The sequence below is a fragment of the Neoluteolibacter marinus genome, from assembly GCF_014904755.1.
GTDB lineage: Bacteria > Verrucomicrobiota > Verrucomicrobiia > Verrucomicrobiales > Akkermansiaceae > Haloferula > Haloferula marina.
Map to the genome: position 1 here is coordinate 15,019 of NZ_JACZFQ010000048.1, position 14,294 is coordinate 29,312.

The 14,294-nt window shown below is 63.8% G+C and carries 7 protein-coding genes; 2 read left to right on the forward strand and 5 right to left on the reverse strand.

Annotation, left to right across the window (positions count from 1 at the left end; translation table 11 throughout):
• Positions 1-7: 7 nt before the first annotated feature.
• The 4 genes from IG178_RS10870 to IG178_RS10885 form a co-directional block, all read right to left on the reverse strand.
• Positions 8-4,708, reverse strand: coding sequence for a beta strand repeat-containing protein (locus IG178_RS10870; RefSeq protein WP_193212572.1), 4,701 nt, complete (start codon positions 4,706-4,708; stop codon positions 8-10).
• A 305-nt stretch (positions 4,709-5,013) separates the two neighbouring features.
• On the reverse strand, positions 5,014-5,544 hold the full coding sequence (locus IG178_RS10875; RefSeq protein ID WP_226895311.1) for a flavoprotein: 531 nt from the start codon (positions 5,542-5,544) through the stop codon (positions 5,014-5,016).
• A gap of 127 nt (positions 5,545-5,671) precedes the next feature.
• Positions 5,672-6,940 (reverse strand): Gfo/Idh/MocA family oxidoreductase, encoded by a 1,269-nt coding sequence (locus IG178_RS10880; RefSeq protein WP_193212574.1) that lies wholly within the window; start codon positions 6,938-6,940, stop codon positions 5,672-5,674.
• 7 nt (positions 6,941-6,947) lie between these two features.
• Positions 6,948-8,345, reverse strand: a complete 1,398-nt coding sequence (locus IG178_RS10885) for an MFS transporter (RefSeq protein WP_193212575.1) — start codon at positions 8,343-8,345, stop codon at positions 6,948-6,950.
• Between the two features lie 225 nt (positions 8,346-8,570).
• On the opposite strand from IG178_RS10885, the gene IG178_RS10890 reads away from it, so the two are divergent.
• On the forward strand, positions 8,571-9,578 hold the full coding sequence (locus IG178_RS10890) for a formylglycine-generating enzyme family protein (protein WP_193212576.1): 1,008 nt from the start codon (positions 8,571-8,573) through the stop codon (positions 9,576-9,578).
• Between the two features lie 18 nt (positions 9,579-9,596).
• Positions 9,597-10,481: a hypothetical protein gene (locus IG178_RS10895; protein ID WP_193212577.1), complete on the forward strand. Its 885-nt coding sequence runs from the start codon at positions 9,597-9,599 to the stop codon at positions 10,479-10,481.
• 83 nt (positions 10,482-10,564) lie between these two features.
• On the opposite strand, the gene IG178_RS10900 is transcribed toward IG178_RS10895, so the two are convergent.
• Positions 10,565-14,200: an ELWxxDGT repeat protein gene (locus tag IG178_RS10900; RefSeq protein WP_193212578.1), complete on the reverse strand. Its 3,636-nt coding sequence runs from the start codon at positions 14,198-14,200 to the stop codon at positions 10,565-10,567.
• Between the last annotated feature and the right edge of the window lie 94 nt (positions 14,201-14,294).

The window sequence follows — 14,294 nt, forward strand, 5'->3', positions numbered from 1 at the left end:
AGGGCACTCAGTCGACCTTCACGCGGAGGAAGCCCTTCGAAGGCAGGCCTTCGGAAGCATCCAGGCGGAAGGTGTGGTATTCCCAATCGGTGCCGGTCAGGTCGGGGAGACCTGTCGCGGCGGGCGCGGTGTCGGAAACCGAAACCGAGCTCACGGCGGCGGCCGGGAAGACCAGATCCAGGGAACCTTCGATGGTGTAGGTGAGGCCATCCTGGGTCGCGGTCTGCGTGCCGTTCGCGCCTGCCCCGAAGGTGGCTCCGTCACGGACAGCGGCCACCAGGGTCAACTCGTCGCCGGCCGGCGCGGTGGTGTCCTGGGCGATGACCGCGGTCAGGCCGTTGTTCGACGGATCGTCCGCATCGCCGTTGAGGGCGAACTCGAGCGAGTTTGGCGCGCCGTCACCATCCGGATCCCCGTCCTTGCCGATGACCTGCGGGTCGGTCGACACCGGATAGAAGCCTTCGATCCACGGCCAGTACGGATCCGAGTTGGTGATCGTGATCTCGGAGTTCGCGCCGGTTCCGTAATCGATCGACCAGCCGGCCGGCAATGCCCCGCCGTTGAAGGTGACCGACGAGAAGGTCCCGGTGAGAGACCCCAGGTAAGTCGCCACCACGAAGCTGCTTCCCAGTGCCGGGCTCAGCTCGGTGATTTCCAGCGTCGATCCCGTGATCACGAGATCGCCTTCCGCCACCAACAAGTCGCTGAAGGCCCCGTCGATTTCGTATTCGTAGGTGCTACCGGCACTGAGCGTGGTGTTGACCGTTGAGAACGTTCCCGCCGAGTGTCCGGGGGCCAGGCTGGTGCCCGAGTTCACGACCAGGTCACCGGTCAGATAACCCGTGCCGCCGAGGGTGCCTTCAGCCACCGTGGTGGTTCCGGTGAAGCCGTTGAAACCATCCAGGGCAATGGCCCCCGGACCGACCTTGGTCAGGTCACCGGTACCATCGAAGCCTTGGGTGACCAGCAGGCGCTGGCCGCTGTCGTCGAGGGTCATGCCCCCGGCGCCGATCGTCGCGGTCTGGATGCCGCGCACGAATTCCCCGAAGGCGAACGGAGCCGCCTTGATGGTCCCGTCGTCCACGGTCAGCGAGCTGGTCGCGCCGGCGTGGGGGTCGCAGACCACCCCGCGGGCGACGAGCAAGCCGCCGCCGGTCACCGACACCGTGCCGGTGTCATTGTCACGGGTGGCGATGTCGACCGAACCACCGAGGCAGTTGACGACACCGGTGCCACTCACGTTGAGGGCGCCGTTGCCATCTTCAGCCACGACGATGTTGCGGCCGAAGCGGATCGAGTTGAAGACACCGCCGGAGACATTGACCTCCGCGTCGGCGGTCCATGGCACCGCCGCGCCGGCGTCGGCGAGACGGCCGATGACCACCCAGCCGTCGGCATTGAGTTCGCCGCCGGTCTGGTTCCAGATGACATTGCCCCGTTGGCCGATGTAGAAATCATCGCCATTCATGTTCATGGTGCCGCCCGACTGGGTCACATTCGTGGTCGTGTTCTCGTTGTCTCCCACGAACACGGTTCCCCAGGCGTTGAAGGTCCCGCCGGAGACGTTGATCGTCGCCAGGGCGCCGTTCCGGCCGAAGAAGGCGGTGTTGACATCCACGGTGCCGTTGTCCTCCAAATTGAAGAATCCGGTGGTGCCGCCGTTGTCGGCGACATTGAAGTCTCCGGTGACCTTGGTGAACGTCGCGTCATCCCTCACGTTGAGGGTGCCGGTACCGCTCCCGCCTTGACCTGCGGAGAACCAGCCGTCGCGGATGATGACCTGGCTGGTGCCCTCGAGCGTCATGGTTCCGGTCGAGCCGCCGTCGCCGAGGATGATCCGGCGCGGGGTGGTGAGCTTCGCGTTGCCCGTCAGGAGCAGCTCGTTGGTGATGCCGGTGTTTTCACCGACGTTGACGTCGCCGGTCGTGATGGTGGTGTCGTTGGTGAAGGTCACCTTGCCGCCATTGTTGATCTGCAACGCCGAGGTCGAGGTCAGCTGGGGACCCGCGGAACCGTCGAAGACCGTGTTGCCCCCGTAGTTCCGGTAGGTGCCCAGTCGGTTCTGGGCGCCCGAGAAGGTCAGGGTTCCGGCTCCTTGCTTGATCAGGACACCGTAGACCTTGAGGGTGCGGTCGATGTTTCCGCCAAGGCCGAGGTCATTGGCGGTATCGAGCGTGACCTCGCCGTCGAGGGTCATGCCGCGGTCGATGGTCGTCGCCGCGCCGGTGTACTGCAGCGTGCCGCCGTTCGCCAGGACGAGGTTCGAGGGCGCGCTCGTCGACATGCCGATCGAGCTGGCCACCCCGCCGTCGGCGAGGCTGTCAACCGAGAGGACGCCTTCCTCGATCCGGGTCACCCCGGTGTAAGTGTTGGCCATCCCGGTGATGGTCACCGGATTGGTCCCACGGGCGAAGAGGCCGGTGGGGCCGGTGATCACGCCACCCGTCGAGGTCAGCGTGTAGTTGAGGTTGCCGTTGGAAATCTCGACCGATCCCGGCTCGACGTTGGAGCTGACCTCCACCGTTCCGCTTCCGGCGGCATTGTCGTTGAACAACACCACGCTCTTGTCCACATAGCTGGCTGCGGCGGGCGTGGGATTCGTCCAGTTGGAGGCCGTGCTCCAGCCGTTGTCGATATTGCCGTTCCACAGGAAGCTCTCGTAGGTGATGCCGGTGAGGTACAACGAGCCGCCGGAATCCATCAGGGTCGCTGAGGTCACCCCTGCCGGCAGGCTGCCCAAAACGAAGCTCCCGACCCCGGTCTTGGAACCGTAGCTGAGAAGCAAGAGGTCCGCGCCCGATTGGATCGCGCTGCCGTCGACATTCACCGTCACGTCGCCGGCGAGGTCGACCGCGCCGGTCACGTCGATCAGGGAGTTCGTCGGGTTGAAACCCGCGACGTCACCCACATCGAAGCTGACCGACGAACCCGAGGCACCGAATGAAATGCTCGTGGAAACCAATTGGTCGCCGGCAAAGAGTGCCTTGGCGCCGAAGGAAGCGTTGCTGGCAACCACCACCGGGTTGGTCGACGAGGGGAAGCCGGTGATATCCGCGCTGAGGACAAGCGAGCCCGCATCGACCTGGTTGGTGCCCGCATAAGTGTTGACGCCGAGCAGCGAAAGCGAACCGGCACCGCTCTTCACGACGTTTCCGGTGCCGCTGAGATTCGCGTCGCCCGAAAGGTCGTAGCCGTTCGAATCAACCAGCAGACCGCCGCTTTTGATGATCGCATTGTCGACCGTGAACGAGATGAACTTGCTGTCGCTCTGGCTCGCGATGATCTGGGTACCGTTGAAGTTGATGGTACCCGTGCCGCCCGCGTCACCGGTGTCGTCGTCATTGCGCGATCCGATGAAGCGGTGGGCCCGGACGGTGCCACCATCCAGGTTGAGAAGGCCGTTGGGGCAGTTCTGACCGACCGCGAAGACTTCCGAGCGCCACTCCGCGGTGTCGCGGATGGTCAGCGTCGAGACGGATGCATCGCCGCCTTCCCCGACCCAGGTGCTGCCGCCCTGGATGTCGACGAGGCCACCGTGATGGTCCCAGGTGCCGGGACCGCTGCTGCCGATGATCGTGTGATCGAAATCGTGGAACTTGATGAAGGTGCCTCCCGACATGTCCACCGCGCCGGTGCCGCCACCCCGGCCGACCACCATCCAGCTGCCGGAGGTGACGGTGCCGCCATCGATGTCGAGGGTGCCGTTCGAGGGCCCGCCACCGTTGGTTCCCTGGCCAACCCAGAAGTCGCGCTGGGCTTCGACATGGGCCGTGCCGGAGGTGTGGAGCAGGCCGGTCGCGCCATCACGGGCAACCATCAAGGCACCGCGGCGCACGCTGAGGGAGCCTCCGCTGGCCTCGATCGTGCCCGTGCCGCCGTTCTGGCCGATCCACAGGTCGTTGTTCATCATGACCGTGCCACCGGTCTGGGTGAGCGTCCCGTTGCTCGGTCCGCCATCGCCGAGAATGGCGTTGTTCTGACGCTGGATCAGGCTGCCGCCCGACATGTTGAAATTGTTGACGCCGCCGCCGCCCCAACCGATGCGGAACCAGTTGTTGGAAATGATCGTCCCGGCTTCCAGGTTCACCGTGCCATCCGCGCCGCCTTCACCCATGTTGAATTCGGAAGAGGCCTTCACCACGCCGGTGGTATTGATGTTCAGGGTGCCGACCCCGTCGGCGGCACCGACCCGGATCTGCTGGTGAGAATAAAGGCTGCCGGAACCGAGCCCGTACCCGGTGAGACCACCACCGGGAACATTGGTGTCCGCAAGGTTATAAACGCCGACCGAACCGCCGCCGCGACCGACGATGGCGTAGTTGCCGCCACCGGTGATGGTCGAGCCGGCAATGTGGTCCAAACGACCCTGGCCGCCGGCCTCACCGACGAGGATGTCGCGGGGAACGTAGTCGATGCTGCTCGTGATGATCGGGAATCCGGAGGTGGAATTGATCACCGCATCTTCGTCGAAGATCGCCACTTGCGGGACATGGCCGGCACTCCAGTTGGTGCCATCGTTCCAGTTCTGGTCCGTGGCGCCCGTCCAGGTGTTGACAGCTGCGTGGGAAGCCGAACCGAGGGCCAGGGCCCCGAGGAGCGACGCGCTGAGAGCGGCACCGCTGGAAACGCCTGAGGAGAAGATTCGGGGGCAGGCAGCTGCCGTCGCGGATAGGGAGGCACGCGTCGTGCCCAATCTTGGGTTATTCATGGGGTATTTTTGGATCTTGGGTTGGGTTCCTCCAAATCCGTTTGGGTTTTAGCCGCAAAACGCGTTTGGAGGCAGAGAAGCTACGCCCAAATTGTATGCAGGTTTAGTGTTTTCTGCGCTATCAGGGTCCGCTCCCGATCCCCCGCGTTTAAAGCATGGTTTCTTATGGAGATTTCTACGCATAAACACGTAGGCAAATCCCCCAAGAGCCAGCGGGAGTGAATCAGGGGCCCCGTGAATCCGGGGTCCCTCAAATTGGGGACACGGGGGCCCATTCGGCCCTCAAGTCGACTTCGCGGGAGCGACTAGATCGACCCGATTGCCGCCAGGATCTCCTCGACCGGAGCCATCCGCCCGATCCCCTGATAGCCGCAGGCGAGGTCACCCTCTGCTGGACCGATGAACTTGCAGCCGTCTTCCGCCAGCCGGGCGACATTTCGCTGCACGGCCGGGTGCTGCCACATTTTCCCGTTCATCGCCGGGGCGATCAGCACGGGGGTCGAACGTGGCAGGGCGAGATAAATGGAGGCCAGCGGATCCGGCGCGAGACCGTTGGCGAAATTCCCGATCACGTCCGCGCTGGCCGGCGCGACCAGGAACAGGTCGGCGTGGTCGGCGAGCTCGATGTGGCCCGGCTTCCAGCTCTGCTTTTCATCCTCCAGGGTCACCAGCACCGGCTGGCGGGTCAGCACCTGCAAGGTCAGCGGCGTGATGAACTCGGTCGCCGCCCGGGTCATCACCGCGTGGACCTCATGGCCGTCCTTCACCAGCTGCGACGCCAGGTCGGCGGCCTTGTAGGCGGCGATGGAACCGGTGATGCCGAGGACGATGTTCATGACCCGACGATGAACGCCAATGGACGGGCGTCCAACATCGAATGTCTCCCCCGGGAGCGCGGAGTACATTCCGCTTGGAAGGTGGGGAAGCCGAGCGCGGGCCGGAACGAATTCCGCGCTCCCGGCGTCAGACCTCGATCTTCCACGGCGCGCGCATCGGCTGATGGATCAGCGCGTTGGCCGCCGGGTCGTCGAATTTCAGGGTCTCGGGGTCGAACTTGAGGCTCTTGTTCAGACGGTGCGCCGTCACGCCCATGTTGACCATGGTGCAGGACCAGAAACCGTTCTGCTCGTTGAGGGCGAACTTCTTCCGGGTGCGCACGCTTTCGTGGAAGTCGGTGATCTGCGGTTCGGGGTCGGGCAGCCCGGCGAGCTTCTTCTCAAGGTCGGGAATGTCCGACTTGAAGCCGCGCATGATCTTGCCCTTCGGACCCTCCATGTAGGCGGCGTCCTTGTCCTTGTTCTCGCCGTCGAGGATGATCTTGCAGCCATCGGCGTAGGTGAACTCGATCCGCCGCCAAGTGCCGATCGCATCGGCATCCTGCGGGTCGGCGTCGATCTCCACCGAAATGGGCGCGGTGTCGTCCTTGCCGAGGATGTACTGGGCCGGATCGAGGTAATGCTGGCCCATGTCGCCGAGGCCGCCGCCGTCGTAGTCCCAGTAGCCTCGGAACGAGGCGTGGGTGCGGTGCCGGCTATACGGCTTCTTCGGCGCCGGCCCGAGCCAGAAGTCGTAGTCGAAGCCCTCCGGCACCGGCTGGACCGGCAGGTTGGTCTTGCCGGTCCAGATGCCGAGCTTCCAATCGAAGCCGGTGACGCCCGAGACGGTGATCTTGAGCGGCCAGCCGAGCAGGTCGTGCATCGCCGCTTTCTTCAGCTGCTTCACCGGCACGCCCATCCCGTAGAAGCCGTCCTTGAACCGGAACCAGGTGTTGAGGCGGAACACGCGCTCGTATTTCTCCACCGCCTCCTTCATCGCCACGCCTTCGCCGATCGTCCGGCTCATCGGCTTCTCGCACCAGACGTCCTTGCCCGACTTCGCCGCGGCGATCGCCATCAAGGCGTGCCAGTGCGGCGGGGTCGCGACGTGGACGACGTCGATGTCGTCGCGCTCCAGGACCTCGCGGAAATCGTGGTAGCCCTTGATCCCGTTTTGCTCCGCTTTCGCCTGGCTCATCCGCTGCGCCAGATGCCCGGCATCGACATCGCACAGCGCGAGCAGCTTGCCCGGCATGCCGAGATGCGACTGGGAAATCCCGCCGCAGCCGAGGATCGCCTTGGTGATCTCGCCCGACGGCGGGGTCTGGCCGTTGAGGCCCAGCACGCGACTGGGGACGATCTGGATGGTCGCCAGGGCGGCGAGCGACTTGATGGCTTGGCGTCGGGTCAGGTTCATGGGTTTGTCAATCGTTCGGGTTTTCGCCGGGGTCCGCGGACTTGTCCCAGAACGCGGCGAAGAAAATCACGGCAATCACCGCGGCCATGCCGGCGGGGAACATCCAGTAGTGCTTCCAATCCGCCATCGCGGTGGCGATGAGCCCGGCGTCGGTGCCCGCGGGATAGCCCATGCCGAACATCCCGGTGAGGCTGTCGAAGAACGACGGCGCCGCCTGGCCGGCCCCGAGTTCCTTGACCTGCTCCATCAACGGTCCCTGGCCCGCCGGGGCCGCGCCATAGGCGCCCCAGGTGTTCGGCAAGGCGGCCGTGGTGAACGGGAAGTTCCCGCCAAAGGCCATGCGGAAGCCGAAGAACATCCCGAGCCCCTGGGTCAGGAACACCAGCAGCGATTGCGCCTGGCCGCGGATTTCCGCCGGCGCCTTCTTGTCGGTGTAGATGAAGCCGGTGACGAAGAAGAAATCGTAGCAGATGCCGTGGAGCGCCACCCCGAGCAACAGCATCCACGCCACCTGGTCCGGCGCGCCGAACGCGAACAGCACGTAGCGGGCGACCCAGCACAGCATGCCGATCAACAGCATCCACTTGACCCCGAGCTTCCGGAAGAAGAACGGGATCAGCAGCATGAAGACGATCTCCGACATCTGGCCGAGCGTCATGGTGGAGGCCGGTTCCTTGAAGCTGGCGGCACCGAGGAAGGCGGAAGTCTGGCCGTAGTAGTAGGCCAGCGGGATGCAGATCAGCATCGAGCACAAGGCGAAGACTGCGAAGGAGGGATCCTTGAACAATTTCAAGGCGTCGACCATCAGCAGCGAGCCGGGATCCAGCGGCTTGTCCTTCGCCGGCGGCGGGGTGTGCGGCAGCGTGAAACTGTAAACACCCAGCAATCCGCTGGAGATCGCGCCCAGCCAGAAAATGTTGAGCGACGCGGACCAGCCCACCGCCCCCAGCGCGAGGCCGGCGACGATCCAGCCGATGGTGCCCCAGACGCGGGCCTTGGGAAATTCCTCCTGCTTCAGGTGGGTGAAGGTGATCGTGTTCCCCAGCCCCAGGGTCGGCATGTAGCAGAGCATGTAGGCGATCATCAGCCACACGATGAGCCCGCCTTTCTCCGCTCCCTGCGGTGCGAGCATCGCGATGGCCCCCATGATCACCCCGCCGGCCAGCATCAGCACGCCCATCACCCGCTCCGAGGAGAACAAGCGGTCGGCGACCAGCCCGAGGAACAGCGGGGCGAAGATCGCCGCGATCGGCGCGCTCTCATAGGCCCCGCCGATGAAATCCCCGAGGTTGTTGGCACCCATCGCCAGCGACAAGGTGGCGAACCACGAACCCCAGGCGAAGAACTGCAGGAACATCATCACCGACAAACGGGTGAGCACGGCGGACGGCGGAGCTTTATCCATGGACGGGAGACTCGGAGAACGGACTCTGGAAGCGCAAGCGGGAAGTCAGGCCGATACGACCGCCAAGATCTTGTTCTAACCTTGAAAATGATTTTTCGATCCAATGCGCGAGAAGAAGGAGAAAACCGCTGAGCCCATCGGGACCACCTGTCTTCACGACCACCTCCTCCGCCGTTTTTCCGAAGCCGGCTGGACGGCTCCCGCTCCATCGCCTAACACGAAACCATGAAGCGGCTTCCCCTGCTTGCCGTCGTCCTGCTCGCGGGCTGCAAGGAGGACCGGCCCTACCCGCCGGACGCGCAGGGCAAGCAGCTCCTGATGCCCGCCGCCACACCGGTGGCCCTTGTCGTCGAACCGCCGCCGCCTCCACCCGTCGTCGTCGATTCGCCCGCGCCGGCCGTCGACCTGGCGGCCTTGGAAAGGACCCGCCGCATGGTCGTCGCAAGGGACGACAGCCCGCCGGATGCCGTTTCGATGATGGTCTACGAGGAACACGTTCCCGGCACCAAACGCGGCGCCATCGCCATGGTCCCGCTGGCCGGCGGACCCTTCAGCCCCGGCTCCCCGGACAGCGAAGCCCGCCGCGACCGCGACGAGGGTCCCCGGCCCGAAATCGCGCTCGGGCCGTTCTGGATCAGCCAATTCGAGATCACCACCGGCGACTACCGGATCTTCACCACGGAAGCGGCGGCCGCCGACCCGCGGATGCCCGCCACCGGGATGTCACAGGACGAGGCGTCCGCATTCTGCGAATGGCTCACCTCGCGCACCGGGCATTTCTATCGCCTGCCCACCGAGGCCGAATGGGAATTCGCATGCCGCGCCGGCACGACGACCGCCTACGCCTTCGGTGACAACCCGTCCGACCTCGACGACCACGCCTGGACCCCGGCGAACGCAGGCGGCACCGTCCACCGCACCGGCACCCAACGCGCGAACCCTGCGGGCATCCACGACATGCACGGCAACGTCGCCGAGTGGTGCCTCGACGCCTACCACCCCGCCACCTACGCCAGCTGGCCCAGCGGCGCTGTGGATCCGTGGCTCCCGGGCGACGGCAAGATGCCGCACGTGATTCGCGGCGGGAGCTTCCAGAGCCAGGGACCGCATGACCTGCGCTCCGCCGCCCGCACCTCGTCGTCGCGGCCCTCGCCGGCCATCGGCTTCCGCATCGTGCGGCCACTCGCCATTCCCTCGCTGGAGGAAATGCAGCAATGTTGGCATTCACGCTGATCTTCCCGAACCTTCTCCATGCCCGCTTGCCGATTCATCGCCCTGATTGCGATCGCCAGTATCAACGGCCACGCCGCCGACCCTGAAGCGGGTTTCGTCCGCGATGCCGCCAAGGTGCGCCTGCAGTCGCCGTTCATCGCCGAAGCCAGCGGCGTCGCGGCGTCGGTGTCCCGGAAGGACATGCTCTGGTTCATCAATGACAGCGGTGGCACCGCCGAAATCCACGCCGCCGGCAGCGACGGCACGTCCCGCGGCAAGACGCTGATCCAAGGAGCCCGGAACCTCGACTGGGAAGACCTCGCCTCTTTCAAACTCGGTGGCAAACCCTACCTGCTCATCGCCGACACCGGCGACAACACCAACAAGCGGCCCGATGCCACGCTCTACGTCGTGCCCGAGCCGTCCCCTGGCGCGCTAAGCGTGGCTCCCGCATGGACACTCCGTTTCCGCTACGAGGACGGCCCCCGCGACTGCGAGTCGGTCGCTGTCGACGAAAAGGCCGCCAAGGTCATCCTGATCAGCAAGCGCACCCGCCCGCCCGTCCTTTACGAGCTCCCGCTCCGTCCGCCGAGCTCCGACGTCCAGATCGCCCGGAAGATCGGCACCATCGCCCGCCCCCTGCCGAAAGGACGCTCGCTGAATCCCTTCGGCCGCCAGCCCACCGGTTTCGACATCAGCCCCGACGGCTCCCTCGCCGCCGTGGTCACCTACTGCGGGGCATTCCTTTTTCCCCGCAAACCCGGCGAGTCGTGGGACACGGCCTTCTCAAGGGACCCGGTCCTCCTTCCCGGCCACAACCTGAGCCAGGCGGAAGCCATCGCCTTCGACCGCGACGCAACCGCCCTCCACGTCGTGTCCGAAGGCGCGCGACCGCCCTTGGTCACCTACCGCAAGTCGCCCTGAGTGAAGCGGAATTCCGGGCTTCCCACAGCTCCGCATCTCCAAGGGCGATCCTTCGCCAACAGCGCGAGCGTGGTCCCCTCGAACTAGCGATTCCCTTCTTCCCGGATCCGGTAGAAGCGGCAGGGCGCCTGATCGGGGGGTGATTCCGTGAGTGGCGGACCACGGTCAACCACCTGGACATGTTCCGCGCCTGCGACCATCGCCACCGAAGACCTGGTCCACGTCCGGCCGTCCTCACTGTACTCAAGTCGGTAAGACCTGGAGGGAATGGCGTGGAAATCGATGAAAACGCCGTCGTCCCGGAAGGCGATGCGCTCGATGGGCGACAAGTCGCCCGTGCCGTCCGTCAACTCCGGTGCAGAGGCTCGCACGACAATCGATGGTTCGAAGGTGCCCGGATTCCTGGACGTCGCATGAAACTCCAGGACCATACTCACGCTGCTACCAGCGGCGATGGTTCCCGGATATTGCAGGCTGCCGTCCGCGTCGGCCCCATAAAATGTCACTCCATCGGGGAGATTGCTGACATTGATCTCAAAGCCGCCGACCGCAACCGGATGAGAATTGGTCAGGACAAGCGTCAGCTCGAAGAGGCCCGTCTGGCGATTGAGGTGAAGTTCGGAAGCATCCCATGACAGATCGGGAAGAGGAAGATACTCGGTGAAGGCAACTTCAACCTGAGCGATCTCCCCGGTGGAACTGGACACAACGAGCTTCACCTTCCCGGATCCTGCCATACCCGTTCGGCTGACGGCGAAAGCTGTGCTGCCGTCCGGGAGCAGCGAACCCGCCAGCGAATCGAGGTCGAGCCGATAGGCGCCGGTGTCCGGAGGAACAAGCTCCACCTTGAGATCCTCAAGATCATACTCCCCGGTATTGCGAACAACGAAGTTCCGCTCGATGTCGTCCGGATTGCTCAGATCCCAGACAACCTCTTCCCCGACCGGAGCCAGACTGTCCCCGGTGGCCTGCTCGACGGACATCCCGGGCTCCAGCGCCAGCGTCCAGAGTTCCCTTCCCGACTCCACGGTTTCGACATCCAGAAACAGTCTATTTTCCGTCGCGATCATCGCGTTGATCACAAAGCCGGTTGAGGTGTCGAACTGCCCCGCAATGGGAACCGTGGATTCCGCGGTTCCATCGCAACGCCAGAGCAATTGTTTGCGTTCGACAGGAGAAATTGCGGTAAAATAGGCCCGATCGCCAGCACTCGTGATGTCGCGTGGCGTTCTCGGTCCGCCGTCAACGGACGCCCTCACCTTCAATGTTCCGCCCGCGGTCCCGTCGCTACTCCAAAGATCGTAAATCCCAGACTCGTCCTCCTCGGTGAAGTAGAGCTTTCCTTCATGGCCACCTAGCAGCGACGGACCGGATGGGAAAGGGGCCCTGTGTTCAAAGGCCGTGAGCCGGGTGGCGCCGATCCCGTTCGAGTCGGTCACCCATATCTGCCGTCCTGACACGCCGTCGTCCGCAACAAAGTACATTTTCGAACCCACCGCCGTGCGGGGTAAGACGGGGTAGATGCTTGAGGCGTATCCAGGCGCCACATCCTGAACAATACTGGTTCCATCGGCCGATCCGTCGCTGCGCCAAAGCTCGTCCCCGTTGACACCGTTGCCCGCTTGGAAGTAGAAAAATTCCCCTGCAGGCCCCCAGGACCAAGGGTCCGATGACAGGGCCCCTGGCACGATATCGACCAGCAACCGGGTGCCTTCCTTCGTACCGTCGCTCCGCCACAGCTCCTTTCCAGACTCCGGAGTGGAGGCGGAAAAGTAGATGTGATCACGCCATGCTATCAGCGGACCCGAGACTGCAAATACGGAGTCGGGGGTGATGTTCGTCGCTTCCAGCGTGCCTTCCCTGCGAGTGTCGACACACCAGAGGGAAAACGCGGAAAACAGGAAGTAGAGCCTGCCGTCGTGGGCGCAGAGGTTGGTCAATTGAGAGCTTCGGGTACCCGGATACATCTCGATCACCAGCTCGGTTCCCCCGGCAGTGCCATCGCTTTTCCAAAGCTCCCTGCCGTATTGCGGGTGATTCGCAATGAAGAAAACGAGGTCACCGACGGCGGTGATGGCACTCGGATCCGACCCTCTCTGCCCCTCCCAAATGTCGGCCACCATCCTCGTGCCATCCTCGGTGCCATTACTCACCCAAAGTTCGAGTCCATGCTCTGCATCGCTCGCTGAAAAGTAGATGGTCTCACCAACAGCAGCACTATTGCTGGAAAGACTCGACCACAAGGCACTTCCCGGTGACGGATCCAGATCCGCCAGCATGCGGGTCCCTGCGACGCTGCCGTCGGAGAGCCACACCTCGGTTCCATGGATCCCGTCATTGGCGGCGAAGACGATCCCTCCCTTGAAAGGCCGCAGCAATGCAGGAGTGTTCCGGTTCTCCCGGGACTGGACGGTCGTCAGGAAGAATGTACCCGCACCCGTCCCGTCACTTCGCCAAAGTTCCGAGTCGCCGATCCCGTCGGTGACAACATAGTAAAACAAGCCGCCGGAAGCCACATGCTCTATTTCACGGTTGGTGATTCTGATTCCGTCCCTGCCGGACCGGAATTCCGGCAACGGCAACGAACCTTCGTCGGTTCCGTCCGTGACCCACATTTCCCGCCCATACGCGGAGGTTTCCACCGTGAAAAACAACCGGGAGCCCACCGCTCCCAGGCAGCGCGGATTGCTCGGATCCGGCGAGAGATCCTTCACCATCATCGTCCCGTCCGCCGTTCCGTCGCTCTTCCAGAGCTCAGGACCATGGATCCCATCGTTCGAGTGGTAATAAACGCAATCATCCATGACCGCCAGATCATCATCGATCAAACCCGACGACTTTCGCCCGGTGACCTCGATCATTCGCGTTCCCGCTTCGGTGCCGTCGCTGAACCAAACTTGCGGCCCATGAATGCCGTCGTCGGCGCGGAAAACCAGCTGGTCCCCCAACACAAGCAGTTGATTCGGATAGCCGTCGTCGACGCCGACGGGAGGAACCACCGCCTTCACCATTTGCGTTCCGGCCTCAGTGCCATCGCTCGACCAAAGCTCCGTTCCATTCACCCCGTCGTCTGCAAAGAAGTAGAGCATTCCTCCCAACACCCTCAGATCGTGCGGACGGGAAGACGATGGCCCTGGATTGATGTCCTTGACCATGTGGGTACCAGCATCGGTACCATCGCTGACCCAGAGCTCGCTGCCATTGCCCTGGAGCCCGGCCACGAAAAACAGGAGGTTGCCGGCTGGAGTTAGGAGACTGGCGCTGGACGCGGCCCCCGTTTCCAGGGGCACGGTCCCCTTCTCCGTGCCATCGCACTTCCACAGGGTCTTCCCCGGCTCGAGTTCCGACGAAAAGTAGATGTTGGCGCCCATCCGGGCGAATTCCCTGGGCGCCCACTTGACCACGAAATATTTGGGAAATGTTTTGAACAGGGACGTCCCCTCGGCAGTTCCGTCGCTTGTCTTGAGATGATACCCGTTGATGGGGTCTTTCACGCTCAGATAGACATCATTCCCGTCCACGAAGATCTCCGTAGGATCGCTTCCGACGGTCCCCGTGGAGGGATTGATATCCTTCACGAGATGAGGCACAGCTGCCGTGGCGACAAGGCATCCTGAACAGAACGCCAGCAACATCAGGACACAAGAACGGGGGGACATTCGGTGGATCAGAAGGTTGGCGATGCCCGGCTCAACCCGTTTGAAGAGCCGGAGAATCATCGGGAATGGAGTCAATCAAACGGGGAATTCCTCGGGAGTCGTTGTCACTGCTGTACCGCTGCCACGGAAAAACCGTGCGCTGACGGCTCCCGCC